Source organism: Pseudomaricurvus sp. ABR4_320 (assembly GCF_056159445.1).
The window spans coordinates 53748-68455 of sequence record NZ_JBSWVF010000007.1; the positions used below are offsets into that span (position 1 = coordinate 53748).

13 protein-coding genes are annotated in these 14708 nt (G+C 52.2%); 9 read left to right on the forward strand and 4 right to left on the reverse strand.

Features of this window, described 5'->3' with window-relative positions; all coding sequences use genetic code 11:
* Positions 1-15 precede the first annotated feature (15 nt).
* The 3 genes from ACXAFR_RS15450 to ACXAFR_RS15460 are packed head-to-tail and all read right to left on the reverse strand — an operon-like array spanning position 16 to position 2752.
* Positions 16-672 carry an HAD family hydrolase gene (locus ACXAFR_RS15450; RefSeq protein WP_475178493.1) on the reverse strand — a complete coding sequence of 219 codons (657 nt, stop codon included), beginning with the start codon at positions 670-672 and terminating at the stop codon, positions 16-18.
* Entirely contained in the window at positions 669-1388 is a 720-nt protein-coding gene (gene ubiG, locus ACXAFR_RS15455; RefSeq protein WP_475178494.1) for a bifunctional 2-polyprenyl-6-hydroxyphenol methylase/3-demethylubiquinol 3-O-methyltransferase UbiG, read from the reverse strand. The genes ACXAFR_RS15450 and ubiG overlap by 4 nt, the downstream gene beginning before the upstream one ends.
* Before the next feature lie 23 nt (positions 1389-1411).
* Positions 1412-2752, reverse strand: coding sequence for a TRZ/ATZ family hydrolase (locus ACXAFR_RS15460; protein ID WP_475178496.1), 1341 nt, complete (start codon positions 2750-2752; stop codon positions 1412-1414).
* Positions 2753-2999: 247 nt separating this feature from the next.
* Here ACXAFR_RS15460 and gyrA point away from each other — a divergent pair, with 247 nt between their 5' ends.
* The 7 genes from gyrA (at position 3000) to rfbD (ending at position 12574) form a co-directional block, all read left to right on the forward strand.
* A complete protein-coding gene (gene gyrA / locus ACXAFR_RS15465) occupies positions 3000-5573 on the forward strand; it encodes a DNA gyrase subunit A (RefSeq protein ID WP_475178498.1) in 2574 nt (857 codons plus the stop codon).
* A gap of 2 nt (positions 5574-5575) precedes the next feature.
* On the forward strand, positions 5576-6673 hold the full coding sequence (gene pheA, locus ACXAFR_RS15470; RefSeq protein WP_475178499.1) for a prephenate dehydratase: 1098 nt from the start codon (positions 5576-5578) through the stop codon (positions 6671-6673).
* Between the two features lie 153 nt (positions 6674-6826).
* Positions 6827-9052 carry a bifunctional prephenate dehydrogenase/3-phosphoshikimate 1-carboxyvinyltransferase gene (locus ACXAFR_RS15475; protein WP_475178501.1) on the forward strand — a complete coding sequence of 742 codons (2226 nt, stop codon included), beginning with the start codon at positions 6827-6829 and terminating at the stop codon, positions 9050-9052.
* A 28-nt stretch (positions 9053-9080) separates the two neighbouring features.
* On the forward strand, positions 9081-10136 hold the full coding sequence (rfbB, locus tag ACXAFR_RS15480; RefSeq protein ID WP_475178502.1) for a dTDP-glucose 4,6-dehydratase: 1056 nt from the start codon (positions 9081-9083) through the stop codon (positions 10134-10136).
* Positions 10137-10212: 76 nt separating this feature from the next.
* Positions 10213-11079, forward strand: coding sequence for a glucose-1-phosphate thymidylyltransferase RfbA (gene rfbA / locus ACXAFR_RS15485; protein WP_475178503.1), 867 nt, complete (start codon positions 10213-10215; stop codon positions 11077-11079).
* Between the two features lie 3 nt (positions 11080-11082).
* Positions 11083-11628: a dTDP-4-dehydrorhamnose 3,5-epimerase gene (rfbC, locus tag ACXAFR_RS15490; protein ID WP_475178505.1), complete on the forward strand. Its 546-nt coding sequence runs from the start codon at positions 11083-11085 to the stop codon at positions 11626-11628.
* Between the two features lie 43 nt (positions 11629-11671).
* Positions 11672-12574: a dTDP-4-dehydrorhamnose reductase gene (gene rfbD, locus ACXAFR_RS15495; protein ID WP_475178507.1), complete on the forward strand. Its 903-nt coding sequence runs from the start codon at positions 11672-11674 to the stop codon at positions 12572-12574.
* 219 nt (positions 12575-12793) lie between these two features.
* Here the strand turns inward: rfbD and ACXAFR_RS15500 are convergent, their stop codons facing one another.
* The gene (locus ACXAFR_RS15500) at positions 12794-13102 is read right to left on the reverse strand and encodes a ComEA family DNA-binding protein (protein ID WP_475178508.1); all 309 of its coding nucleotides are present in this window, start codon (positions 13100-13102) and stop codon (positions 12794-12796) included.
* 174 nt (positions 13103-13276) lie between these two features.
* Here ACXAFR_RS15500 and pyrF point away from each other — a divergent pair, with 174 nt between their 5' ends.
* Together pyrF and cmk are read left to right on the forward strand one after the other, a co-directional pair.
* On the forward strand, positions 13277-13987 hold the full coding sequence (pyrF, locus tag ACXAFR_RS15505; RefSeq protein ID WP_475178510.1) for an orotidine-5'-phosphate decarboxylase: 711 nt from the start codon (positions 13277-13279) through the stop codon (positions 13985-13987).
* Between the two features lie 26 nt (positions 13988-14013).
* Entirely contained in the window at positions 14014-14670 is a 657-nt protein-coding gene (gene cmk / locus ACXAFR_RS15510; RefSeq protein ID WP_475178512.1) for a (d)CMP kinase, read from the forward strand.
* Positions 14671-14708: the final 38 nt, after the last annotated feature.

Here is a 14708-nt window from a genome sequence, read left to right on the forward strand (position 1 = left end):
GTGGGTTTCTGGCGTCTATATATACTGTTCAATTACGCTGCGAATATCCGCAACCTGGTAGGCGATGTGGTGAGCGCCCCAGTTGCTGGGATTATCCGTTTCTTTGATGTAGCCATAGGCGGCGGCGATGGTAATGCTTCCCGCCGAAAGACCACAGTCGATGTCCCGCTGGTGATCGCCGATAAAAATTATCTCATCGCTGTGGCAATTCAGCAGACGTCCGGCCAAATAGAGTGATTCTGGGTCGGGTTTGGGGCTCCCCACGTGATCTGGGCAGATGATGCAGGCGGGTCGCAATTCCAGGGATTCGAGCAACCGCAGGGTAAAGATTTCGGGTTTGTTGGTGGCGATTCCCCAACTGAGGTTTCTGTCTCGCAAGTATTCCAGTAGCTCCAATATTCCGGGAAACAGTTCGCACTTGGTGGCCAAGTGCTTGAGGTAGAGGGTAAGGAATTCTTGCTTCAGTGCATCAAAACCCTCGTCGCCTTCCTGAATTCCAAAGCCAAGGGTTACCAGGGCGCGGGCGCCGTCGGAGACTGTTTTGCGAATGTCTTCATCGGGGAGAGGGGGCAGTTGTCGCTGCTCTCTCAGTAGGTTTAAGACATAGATAAAATCCGGGGCAGTGTCGAGAAGTGTCCCGTCGAGGTCAAAAACAACCGCTTTTAGACTCATGGGGTATCGGCTCCAGCGGGTTTACGTGCGCAAACCATATAGTTTACGTCCACGTCTTTTTCCTTCAGCTTGAACTGGCGGGTAAAGGGGTTATAGACCAAGCCTGTCATGTGCAGCAGATCGAGTTGCGCGTTGCGAATCCAGCCAGCGAGTTCCGATGGCCGGATGAACTTCTCGTAGTCGTGGGTGCCTTTGGGCAAAAACCGCATCACGTATTCCGCTCCGATGATCGCCAGGGCGTAGGCTTTGGGGTTCCGATTAATGGTAGAGAAGTAGAGATAACCACCCGGTTTGCACATACGCGCGCAGGCGGCGATGACTGAGGCGGGATCGGGTACATGTTCCAGCATTTCCAGACAGGCTACGACGTCATAGGTCTCGGGTTCACGCTCGGCTAACTCTTCGGCGGTGATTTGTTCATAGTCAACGGACAGTCCACTTTCTAAACCATGCAGCTTGGCGACTTGCAGCGGGCCGTGGCTGGCGTCGATTCCTTTAACGGTTGCGCCGCGATAGGCTAAACCTTCCGACAGTATGCCGCCGCCGCAACCGACATCCAGCACCTGACACTCTGCTACGGGAGAATGGCTGTCGATGTAATTACAGCGCAGGGGGTTAATGTCGTGAAGGGGTTTGAATTCACCGTGCTTGTCCCACCAGCGACTGGCCAGGGCTTCAAATTTTGCCACTTCACTGAGATCGACATTGGCTTGCATAACTCTATCCGCTTGTTGCTGTATCAGGAGGTTTGGTTTACTGAGGCGATGCGCTGTTGCCAGTCTGCGACTTCTTCTTGCAGATCGGCCATTGACAGGCTGGTTAACTGAAAGTCATCCAACCGTAGTTGACCGTTGATCCAGACGTGGCTGACGTGTCGCGTAACACCATTGTAAACCAGCGTTGAAACCGGATTGTACAGGGGCTGAAATTCCAGTGCATCGAGTTTGAGTGCGACCAAATCCGCGCACTTGCCGATTTCCAAGGATCCCAGGTCTGCCTCCATGTTCATGGCGCGAGCACCGTTGAGGGTTGCCATTCGCAGTGCTGCATGGGCATTTAGCGCTGTAGCCTTGCCGCTGTAACCTTTCGCTAACAAGGCGGCCAGCTGCATATCGGCGATGAGGTCCTGCCCATTGTTGCTGGCGGCGCCGTCGGTGCCCAGGGCGACGTTGATCTCCCGTTCCAGTAAGGCATCTACCGGACAAAAGCCGCTGGCGAGCTTCATATTGGAACGGGGACAGTGTACGACGTGGGCGCCCGTGGTTTGCAGTATGTCCATATCCTCGTCGGTGAGTGCGGTCATATGGACACACTCGGTAGTGGGGCTCAACAACCCCAAGTTGTGCAATCGGCGGATGGGGCGATCGCCACCGGCCGCAAGAGCGTCATCCACTTCTTTTTGAGTTTCGTGGAGGTGAATTTGGATGGAGGCACCGGTGTTTTGTGCGCCCTCAATAATTCTTTTTAACGGCGTGTCGGATACGGTGTAGGGCGCGTGGGGGCCGTAGGCAATGGTGATCAGGGGATCCTTCTGATGAGCGCGAATCAGCTGCTCACCTTTGTCGATGTATTCTTCAGGGCCCTGACCCCAGGCCGTTGGAAAGTCCATGATTGGAAACGCTAGGCGCGCGCGAATGCCGGCAGCTGCAGCAACCTCTGCAGCGGTTTCAGGAAAGAAGTACATGTCAGCAAAGCAGGTGGTGCCACTGCGAATCATTTCAGCGGCTGCCAGTCGAGTGCCAGTGCGGACAAAATCGGCGCTCACGAATTTGCCCTCTGCCGGCCATATGTGCTGTTCCAGCCACTCCTGCAGGGGATAGTCATCGGCGTAACCACGCAATAGGCTCATGGCCGCGTGATTGTGAACGTTGATCAGTCCGGGAATCACTAGGTGCGAGTTCAATTGAGTCCGCGCACTGTCGGGATAACGCCGTTGCGCTTCGTCGATGGAGCAAAGGTCGATAATGCGGCCATTCAGAATGGCCAGTGCCTGGTTTTCCAGAAGCGAATCTTTTGGAATCACGGGAATCAGCCAGCGACACTCGACGATCAGTTCGGGAGTCTGGGTTGGAGCGGTCATAGACATCTCTTGGTTGGCTTCAGAAAGGAATTGTTGTTTCAAGCTTAGTGGTGCTGCTGAGGTGTCGCTTATTAATTGATCGAATCCGGCGACGAACGCTTACTCTCGAATCCATTCTGTGTGTCGGGGAGTCAATGTTTTGGCGACTTCTTGAACAATGTTGATGATTTCTGCTTATGCTACTGATTTTCTGGTATAATTAGTCGATTAATATAACCCTCAGCGAGACCAGAAGGAACCCTCCTCTATGGCTGAACTGGCCAAAGAACTACTCCCTGTCAATATTGAAGATGAACTAAAGCAGTCCTACCTCGATTACGCGATGAGCGTAATCGTTGGGCGAGCTCTACCCGATGTTCGGGATGGACTCAAGCCGGTACACCGGCGCGTACTGTTTGCCATGAGCGAGTTGGGAAACGACTGGAACAAGGCGTACAAAAAGTCTGCCCGTGTGGTCGGGGATGTTATCGGTAAATACCATCCCCACGGCGATTCTGCGGTCTACGACACCATCGTTCGATTGGCGCAGCCGTTCTCGCTTCGTTACATGCTGGTGGATGGGCAGGGCAACTTCGGTTCCATTGACGGTGATGGCGCTGCCGCCATGCGTTATACCGAGATTCGTATGCAGAAGCTCGCCCACGAGCTGCTCGCGGATCTGGAAAAAGAGACCGTCGATTTCGTACCCAATTACGACGGTACGGAACAAATGCCAGGTGTGCTGCCAACCAAGGTCCCTAATCTGCTTATTAATGGTTCCTCGGGCATCGCCGTGGGGATGGCGACCAACATTCCTCCGCACAACATGCGTGAGGTGATAAAGGCCTGTATTGCCTACATCGATAATGAAGACATCACGATCGATGAATTGATCGATATCGTTCCTGGGCCGGATTTCCCAACGGGAGGCATCATCAACGGCCGTGCCGGAATTTTGCAGGCCTATCGCACTGGGCGCGGCCGCATTTATATTCGTGCCAAAGCTGAAATCGAGCGGGACGATAAGCACAACCGTGAAACCATCATCATTCACGAGATTCCCTATCAGCTTAATAAAGCTCGTCTAATCGAGAAGATTGCCGAGCTGGTTAAAGACCGTAAACTCGAGGGTATCTCTGAGTTGCGTGACGAGTCCGATAAAGACGGATTACGCGTGGTCATTGAGCTTAAGCGCGGTGAGATGGGCGAGGTGGTCCTCAATAATCTGTATGCTCAAACCCAACTGCAAAGTGTCTTCGGTATTAACATCGTTGCTTTGGTGGACGGTGAGCCGCGATTATTAAATCTCAAAGAGCTCTTGGTTTACTTTGTTCGCCACCGGCGTGAGGTGGTGACCCGCCGAACAGTCTACTTGCTGCGCAAGGCTCGTGAGCGCGGTCATATTTTGGAAGGGCAGGCAATCGCCATTGCCAATATCGACGAAGTGATCGAGCTGATTAAAGCCTCTCCAACCCCCGCAGATGCGAAGGATGCATTGATCGCACGCGGCTGGCCCGTTGGCGATGTGCGGGAATTCCTGGAGCGTGCCGGTGCCGAAGCCTGTCGGCCTGATGAGCTAGAAGCTCAATTTGGTCTGCATGGTGAGAGTTATTATTTGTCTCCGGTTCAAGCCCAGGCGATTCTCGATTTACGCCTACATCGCCTTACCGGTATGGAACACGACAAGCTGCTGGCGGAATACCAGGAGCGACTGGAGCAGATCGCAGAATATATGCAAATTCTGGCCAATCCTCAGCGGCTAATGCAGGTAATTCGCGAAGAATTGGAGTTGATTGACGCTACCTACGGCGATGAACGTCGCACAGACATTCAAAGCTCTCAGCAAGATCTGACCATCGAAGATTTGATCAATCCTGAAGATCGTGTGGTTACCATTTCCCATGGCGGCTACGCGAAGTCGCAGCCGGTCGACGCTTATCAGGCGCAGAAACGCGGCGGTATGGGCAAGGCTGCAACGCAGGTTAAAGACGAAGACTTCGTCGAGCATCTATTGGTCGCCAGTACCCACGATACTATTTTGTGTTTTACCAACGCCGGTAAAGTGTATTGGTTGAAGGTTTATCAGATCCCGGTGGCGGGTCGCCAGTCCAGAGGACGGCCGGTCATTAACTTGCTGCCGTTGGAAGAGGGGGAGAGAATTACCTCGATTCTACCGGTTAAAAGTTATGACGATGACCATTACATCTTTATGGCGACCTCGATGGGAACCGTGAAGAAAACCACCTTGTCGCAGTTCTCTCGTCCACGTACCGTGGGACTCAGGGCGATCGATCTTGACGAGGGCGACAGCCTGGTCGGCACCGCGATTACCGACGGGCAGTGCGACGTGATACTCTTTTCCGATACGGGTAAAGCGGCGCGTTTCCGCGAGGCTGATGTTCGCGCCATGGGCCGCACATCCCGTGGTGTTCGTGGTATCCGGTTACAGGAAGGCCAGCGTGTGATCTCCATGGTCATACCGGAAGAAAATGGCAGTGTGCTGACGGTCAGTGAATTCGGTTACGGCAAGCGTACCCGCGTCGATGATTTCCCGGCCAAAGGTCGCGGCAATCAGGGCGTCATCGGCATGCAGACCAATGAGCGTAATGGAGCCCTTGTCGGAGCGGTTCAGGTCTTCGAAGGCAATGAGATCATGATGATCAGCGATCAGGGCACGCTGGTTCGTACCCGTGTGGACGAGGTATCTATCCTAAGCCGTAACACTCAGGGTGTACGTTTAATTAAGTTACGCACCGATGAGCATCTGGTGGGTGTAGCCCGCGTTGAGGAAAGTAGTGAGGACGCGGAGGATGGTGAGGCACCATCTTCCGAAGAGGAATAAACATGGATCAAGATGACGAGCAGAAGGCGTTGTTGGCCCTGCGCGATGAAATTGACGCCATTGATCGCCAAATTGGTGATCTGATTAACGACCGCGCTCGGTGCGCGCAGCGTGTGGCTGAGGTCAAGCAAAAGCAGGGGGGGGAGGTTGTATATTATCGCCCCGAACGCGAAGCCCAAGTGCTGCGCAAAGCGATGGACCGCAACCAAGGCCCTCTTGGTGATGAGGTTATCGGTAAGCTGTTTCGGGAAATTATGTCGGCATGTTTGGCACTCGAAAAGCCCGTGCAGGTGAGTTATCTCGGGCCGGAAGGAACCTTTACCGAGCAAGCTGCGATTAAACATTTCGGCCACGGCGCTGAGACATCTCCCGCCGCAACCATTGACGAGGTGTTTCGGGATGTCGAGGCCGGTGCGGTTCAGTATGGTGTTGTACCGGTAGAAAACTCAACCGAGGGTGTTGTTAATCATACCCTCGACAGTTTTGTAGATTCGAATATCAAAATTTGTGGTGAGGTGGTGTTGCGTATCCATCACAATTTGTTGATTTCAGACGTGACTCGTCAGGACGCCATCTCGCGCATCTATTCCCACTCTCAGTCCCTGGCTCAATGTCGTAAATGGTTGGATGCCAACTACCCGAAAGCTGAGCGTATCGCGGTCAGCAGTAATGCTGAGGCTGCGAAACGACTTAAGGGCGAATGGAATGCTGCCGCGATTGCCGGCGAGATGGCTGCGGAGAAGTACGACCTCAATATTTTAGCGGAAAAGATCGAAGATCGTCCGGACAATTCGACTCGGTTTTTGATCATCGGCACTCAAGATGTCCCTCCCTGCGGAGAAGACAAGTCTTCTGTCGTCATCGCGATGCGCAACGAACCGGGCGCTTTGCACGATCTGCTGGAGCCCTTTCATCGTTATCGGATTGACTTGACTCGGGTTGAGACACGTCCATCCCGCAGCGGTAACTGGAATTACGTCTTCTTTATCGATTTCAATGGCCATGTTGATAACCCTGACGTCAAAGCCGCGTTACAGGAAGTTTCCAGTCGAGCCGCCGATCTCAAAATTTTGGGTTCATACCCGAAAGGTTTGCTGTAGACGTTCACTTAATAACTCGTACCGTTAAATAACGCTTTTTGCGACAGGGCGTGGCAAGCTGCTTTGACTCTTCGGTTCGCGGTATGAACTCTTTTCACAGTCAGTCATTAATCCGCATGTTCTGCGGTTACATACGAATATAAGAGGACCCGGGTGTCTATCCAGATAAACAAACTGGTCGTTATTGGGCTTGGGTTGATTGGTAGCAGTCTGGCCAAGGCGATGAAGAGTCAAAACCATTGCCGCAGTGTCATTGGGGTCGCGCGTCGCGAAGAGACCTGCCGGGCTGCTGAAAAGTTGAATGTGGTTGATCGCGCTGTCACTCAGCTGACCGATCTCGTCTCCGAATTGGGTGCGGGAGACGTGATACTGATTGCCGTGCCAACGTTATCCGTAGAAAACATTCTGCAGGATATTCATGCGGCGGGAATATCGCCGTCGGTGACCATCACTGATGGCGCCAGTGTTAAAGGCTCGGTTATCGATGCGGTCAGGCGTGTTTTTGGTCATTTGCCCGCTCAGTTTGTTGGTGGCCACCCCATTGCCGGTTCAGAGCAGAGTGGGGTAGAGGCGGCCAATGATAAACTGTATGTGGACCATCGCGTTATTCTGACTCCGACTGCAGAAACAGGACCAGAACATCTGGCAAAAGTTAAAAAGCTGTGGGAGCTTGCCGGTGCTGAGGTGTTGACCATGCCGGTCGAGGAGCACGATCAAGTATTGGCAGCCACGAGTCATCTGCCTCATGCGATTGCGTTTTCCCTCGTAGATACACTTGCCCATGATTCGGAGAACGAAAATATTTTTCGCTATGCGGCCGGTGGTTTTCGGGACTTTACCCGCATAGCGTCCAGTGATCCGGTGATGTGGCACGATATTATGCGAGCGAATCGCGCCTCTGTGTTGCAATCACTAGACCTCTTTACAGACAACCTGTCGCGGTTGCGTTCTGCGGTTGAGACAGATGACAGTACCTATCTGCTGGGCGTCTTTACCCGTGCGAAATCCGCCCGGGATCATTTTACCAAAATGCTGGCCAGACAGGCCTACAATTCGGAATCTCAAAAAGTCATGAGTAAGTTTCACGTTCTGCCGGGCGGCAGCATACAAGGCAGTTGTCGTGTGCCTGGTGACAAGTCTATTTCTCATCGTTCCATCATGTTGGGCTCAATTGCTGAAGGTGTTACGGACGTCGAAGGGTTTTTGGAAGGGGAAGATGCGTTGGCGACCTTGCAAGCCTTTCGAGACATGGGGGTCGTCATTGAAGGGCCGGATCAAGGCAAGGTCAAGGTGCACGGTGTCGGGCTAAATGGTTTGGAGCAACCTCCCGGTCAGTTGTATTTAGGCAATTCAGGAACGTCTATGCGGTTGTTGTCGGGCTTGTTGGCCGGGCAGACGTTTACCTCGACGCTGACGGGGGACGAATCCCTCAGCCGACGCCCTATGAAGCGAGTGGCCGATCCCTTGTCATTGATGGGGGCGGATATTGAAACCGGAGTAAACGGGGTGCCGCCATTGGTGATAAATGGCAACGCTCAGTTAACCGGTATCGACTATTCCATGCCGATGGCCAGCGCACAGGTTAAGTCCTGCCTGCTTTTGGCAGGGTTGTATGCCGAGGGCACGACCCGTGTCACAGAACCTGCGCCGACAAGGGATCATACTGAGCGGATGCTTTCTGCGTTTGGCGTAGAGGTCGTCCGAGAGGGGAATTCGGTATCTCTGTCTCCAGGGCAAAGCCTTAAGGCGACGTCTATTGAAGTGCCAGCCGATATCTCTTCAGCAACATTTTTTATGGTGGCTGCAGCCATTGCGCCAGGGTCTGATGTCACTCTGCAACACGTTGGCATCAATCCAACTCGTGATGGAGTGATAACGATATTGAAGCTGATGGGTGCTGATATCACATTGTCTAATGAACGTTTGGTTGGCGGTGAGCCGGTCGCAGATATTCGGGTGCGTTATACTCCATTACAGGGGATCGAAGTTCCTGAGGATCAGGTTCCTCTTGCCATCGACGAGTTTCCCGCATTATTCGTGGCTGCAGCCTGCTCGCAGGGCCGTTTTGTACTTTCTGGCGCAGAAGAACTGCGTGTGAAAGAGAGTGATCGAATTCAGGCGATGGCCGATGGTCTCGCTCTGTTAGGGGTAAAGGCAGAGCCGAAGCCTGATGGGATTATCATTGAGGGCGGTGAAATTGGGGGCGGTGTCGTCGATAGTCTGGGAGATCACCGCATCGCGATGGCTTTTGCCGTGGCAGGACTGCGTGCTACTGCGCCAATTACCATTGACGATTGCGCCAACGTGGCGACTTCTTTTCCAACATTTGTTGGTCTGGCCAAGGAACTCGGCTTGCAGATCGATGTTCTTTCATCCTGAGATATTTGATTAATAAGGACGTAGGATTGTGAAAATACTAGTCACCGGCGGTGCAGGCTTTATCGGCAGCGCGGTTATTCGACACCTGATTGCTGATACCGACCATCACGTGCTGAATGTGGATGCATTGACTTATGCTGGTAATTTAGAATCCATTCCCTGTGCTGACAGTGACCGTTACGAATTTCTGCACGCTGATATTTGCGATCAAGCTGCGATGACGGCAGCGTTTGCGCGCTTTCAGCCAGATGCGGTCATGCATTTGGCGGCGGAAAGTCACGTCGACCGTTCCATCGATGGGCCTTCGGATTTTATTCAAACCAACATCGTGGGCACCTATACCTTGTTGGAGGTCGCTCGGGGCTATTGGTCAGCGTTGGGTGACGCTGCCAAGGAAGCCTTTCGTTTTCATCACATTTCGACGGATGAAGTTTACGGGGATTTGGGCCCGGAAGGATTGTTCACGGAAACGACGGCCTATGAGCCCAGCTCACCGTATTCCGCCAGTAAGGCATCCAGTGATCACTTGGTGCGAGCTTGGAATCGTACCTTTGGGCTGCCGGTATTGGTGACCAATTGTTCGAATAATTATGGTCCCTATCATTTTCCGGAAAAATTGATTCCTCTGATGATCATTAACGCCCTAGCCGGCAAGCCATTGCCCGTCTACGGCGATGGCAAGCAGATTCGTGATTGGTTGTTCGTTGAGGATCATGCGCGGGCGTTGGTGAAGGTGGTTTCTGAAGGTGTTGTTGGTGAAACCTATAACATCGGTGGGCATAACGAGCGACAAAATATCGACGTCGTAAACACCATCTGCGCCGAATTGGATGCGCTGGTTGACGACAAACCAGAGGGTATCGCGAGTTTTTCAGAGCTGATCACCTATGTCACCGATCGACCGGGACATGATCTTCGTTATGCCATTGATGCCTCGAAAATCGGTCAAGAGCTGGGCTGGCATCCTGAAGAAACCTTCGAAACCGGCATTCGCAAAACCGTGGCTTGGTTTTTGGAAAATCGTGAGTGGTGGCAGCGAATCCTTGATGGTAAGTATCGGGGCGAGCGCCTGGGGCTTTCCTAGTAGAACGAAACAGACTTTTCCATTTCGACTTTTTACATTTCGATAGCGGAAGCCCTGACAGCAACCGGAGAGTGACATGAAAGGTATTATTTTGGCAGGCGGCACCGGTAGCCGCTTGCATCCAATTACCATGGGCGTCTGTAAGCAATTGCTGCCCGTGTACGACAAACCCATGATTTATTATCCCTTGTCGACGCTGATGTTGGCGGGGATTCGCGATATTTTGATAATTTCCACGCCCGAAGATACCCCGCGGTTTTCCCAAATGCTTGGGGACGGCAGTGCCTGGGGAATTTCTCTCAACTACGCCATTCAGCCGTCACCAGACGGATTAGCTCAGGCGTTTTTAATCGGTGAAGAATTTATAGATGGGCAAGGCTGTGCCTTGGTGTTGGGTGACAACTTGTTTTTCGGTCAGGGTATGACCAAGGCGCTGTCGCGAGCGGCCGAATCTGAAACGGGCGCAACGGTATTTGCCTACCCGGTGAAAGACCCTGAACGGTTTGGTGTGGTGTCTTTTGATGCGAATGGCAAAGCCCTGGATATTGAAGAAAAGCCATCTAAGCCAAAATCACGTTACGCGGTGACCGGCCTCTACTTTTACGATGATCGGGTGGTTGAATTTGCCAAACAGGTAAAGCCGTCACCCCGTGGCGAGTTGGAAATTACCGATCTGAATCGTATGTACTTAGACCGTGGTGAGCTGCAAGTGGAAATGATGAGCCGTGGTGCGGCTTGGCTTGACACTGGGACTCACGATTCTCTGCTGGATGCCGGTATGTTTGTGCAGACCATTGAGCGGCGCCAAAGTTTGCGGATCGCTTGCCCCGAAGAAATTGCCTGGAGTAAAGGCTGGATCAGTGAAGACGAATTGCGAGTCTTGGCCCAACCACTGATAAAGAGCGGTTACGGTCAGTATTTGCTGGATATTTTGGAGTATTGAGCCATGGATGTTACCAAAACCGTGTTGCCGGGCGTGGTCATCATTGACCCGAAAGTGTTTGGCGATGCCAGAGGCTTTTTCTTGGAGAGCTTTCAGGTTGACCGCTATCGAGAAGAGGCGGGGATAGAATTGCCCTTTGTTCAGGATAACCACTCTCGGTCCTCACAGGGGGTGTTGCGGGGGTTACACTTTCAAATCAATAAGCCCCAAGGCAAATTGGTGCGTGTGGTGTCTGGCGAAGTGTTGGATGTTGCGGTCGATATCAATCCTCAGTCAGCAACCTTCGGGCAGTATGCTTCCGTTCTGTTAAGTGGCGAAAACCATCGTCAGTTTTGGGTTCCACCGGGCTATGCCCACGGTTTTGTGGTCTTGTCGGAATCCGCAGATTTTGAATACAAATGCACCGATTATTACGACCCGGCCGATGAGGGCGGCATCATCTGGAATGACCCGGATGTTGGTATCGATTGGCAGATTGCGGACCCTAAGCTGTCAGAAAAGGACGCCAAGCTCCCCTCATTAAAAGAGTGGAGCGCCAATCAATCGTAATCTCAACAGGTGCTAAGGCTGCTTGAGCGATAACAGGGAATTTATGTCTCAAACAATTTTGTTATTTGGTGGCACAGGTCAGGTTGGCAACGCCTGTCGTGGACGTTTCGAAAAGCGAGCCGATGAATTTACCGTCGTTGCTCCGGGGCGGGCGGACGTGGATTTTACCGATCCGCAATCCGTTCGAGAGTGTGTTCTCACGTCTGGATGCGATTGGGTCATTAATGCCTGCGCTTATACAGCCGTTGATAAAGCGGAAAGCGAAGCCGATATCGCCTATAAAATTAATGCAGACAGTGTGGACGAAATGGCAAAAGCGGCGGCGCAATTGGGTGTCCCACTGGTGCACATTTCCACAGACTATGTGTTTGATGGTACCGCCAACATGCCCTACACGGAAGATCAGCCAACCGGCCCGAATGGTGTGTACGGGGCATCAAAGTTGGCCGGTGAACAGGCGGTACAGAAGGCTTGCCAACAGTATTATCTGCTACGCACCAGCTGGGTATTCAGTGCTGATGGCAACAACTTCGTTAAAACCATGTTGAGATTGGCGAAAGATCGGACGGAATTGGGTGTTGTTGCCGATCAGCTTGGTCGGCCAACGTTTGCTGGTGATATTGCCGATGCAATTTTGCGTTTGATCGATTTACCGAGGAACCAGCAAGCCCAATCCTGGGGTGTTTACCATTGCAGCAGTCAGGGCGAGGCAAGTTGGTTTGATTTTGCCAAGGCAATCTTTGCCCAGGGCGTTGCTGATGGTTTGATAGAAAAAATTCCTAACGCCAACCCTCTAACAACCGACCAATACCCCACACCAGCGAAACGACCGGCCTATTCTGTGTTGGCGACAGATAAATTAGAAGCGTTGATTGGGAAGTTGCCGCATTGGCAAAAAGGATTGGAAACGACCTGTGAAGCACTAAAGGCATCATCAGCAAGCTGACACGTTTCCGAGTGGTGTAGTAGGGAAGGCCGTAAATCCCCATAGATTTTGTGACAGTAATAATAAGTAAGAAACCCAGCTGATTCGCTTCCTTATGAATCAGCTGGATTAGTAACCGCGACTGCGTTCTGCGATTACTTGTTAAGCCTTCCCGAAACAGCTGGTTGGGCTTTTGGGGTAATTCCTTTTCCCCGAGGGGCTGTTCTGTACGAACTTGCCTTATTGTAGGGTGATCAAGTCGCTATTTTTTTCCAATGTTTTCTCTCCGACACCTTTAATTGCGGTGATTTCTTCCAGAGAGTTGAATTTTCCGTTCGTCTCGCGGTATTTGACGATCGCTGCAGCGCGTTTCATGCCAATGCCATTAAGAGCATCAGCAATTTCTTGAGCTGTTGCTTCGTTGATATTGACGATCTGCGGCGCGGTATCTGCTGTTTCAGCGGCAATGCTGATTGATGGAACAGCGGTCAGCAGAAGAGCTGCGGTGAAAAGGCTGGCCAGAGTTTTCTTACCTGAAAGTAATTTCATAACGACATCCTTGCGTGTCTGGTTAAATTGAGTGGTTAGATTAACAAAAGATGTTTTATGCGCCATCGGTAGAAGGCATGAAATGCTCACAGGCAAAATTATTGTCAATTCGTGACGGCGCAGCAGCCAAAAGGTACAATCCGTCGTTTTTACGAAGATCAGACAGGATTTGCTATGACGTTGGGCCCGAGAATTCTGGTGGCATTAGACTATTCGTCGCTGGATGACTGCCTGAAGATGGCAGAGCAACTGGACCCTCATCAGTGTCGTTTGAAGGTCGGCAAAGAGCTGTTTACTGCGGTCGGACCGGTGGTTATTGAGCGATTGCGGGGGCTGGGATTCGATGTGTTTCTCGATCTTAAGTTTCACGATATCCCAAATACTGTCGCTGGCGCAGTTCGAGCAGCCGCAGACGTCGGTGCCTGGATGGTGAATGTTCACGCCAGTGGTGGACGTCGTATGATGGAGGCCGCTCGAGGCGCATTAGAAAATCGCCAGGGAGATACCCCACTGTTGATTGCTGTCACTGTATTAACCAGCATGGATGGCAGTGATTTGCGCGAAGTGGGGATCGAGTCTGCGCCAGAGCAACAGGTTCAACACTTGGCTGTGTTGGCGAAAGACAGTGGTATGGACGGGGTGGTGTGCTCAGCGGTTGAGTCGACGCAACTTAAGGCATCTCTTGGAGACTCGTTTGCATTGGTTACGCCCGGTATTCGCCCGGCCAGCGCTGCCGCGGATGATCAGCGTCGTATCGTCACACCCAGAGAAGCGTTAGTGGGTGGAAGTGATTACTTGGTGATCGGACGACCTATCACTGGGGCTGCTGATCCTGCCAAGGCCTGTGAGAGTATCATTACGTCAGTCAGTGATCTTCTTGTCTGAAAGTTGAAAAAGGTTGTAGTACTTTCATGATTATCACGATCGATGGCCCAAGTGGGTCAGGTAAAGGGACCATTGCCCAGTTGCTGGCGAATCAGCTGGGTTTTCACCTGTTAGACAGTGGTGCGCTCTATCGTCTAACGGCGCTTGCGGCGGATAGCCAAGGTGTATCTTTAGAAGATGAGGTTGCTCTGGCTGAGCTCGCTACGAGTCTCGATATCGAATTTAATGCCTCCAGTGGTGAAATGCGCTACCTAATGGCGGGTTCAGACGTTTCTGAAGCCATTCGACAGGAACATATAGGTATGGGGGCGTCGAAGGTTGGTGCCTCGAAAGCTGTGCGCCAAGCGCTGTTAGAATTGCAGCGCAGTTTTGCCAAACCACCCGGGTTGGTTGCGGATGGTCGAGATATGGGAACGACGGTGTTTCCGCAAGCTGAGCTTAAAGTTTTTCTGACGGCTTCGGCAGAGGTTCGGGCTGAGCGTCGTTGTCGTCAATTAGAAAGTCTGGGGCAAGAAGCTCCTTATGACTGCATCCTTAGCGATATCAAGTTGCGCGACAAGCTCGATGTGGAGAGGCCGGTTTCGCCATTAAAGCCTGCCGATGATGCCGTTTTGTTAGATGCAACGGAATTGAGTATCGATGAGGTACAGGACGCTATCCTCGCTTTGTTCGCCAAATTCTGAAGCAGCAGTTTTCTTGCCCAATGTAATATAAACCTTAT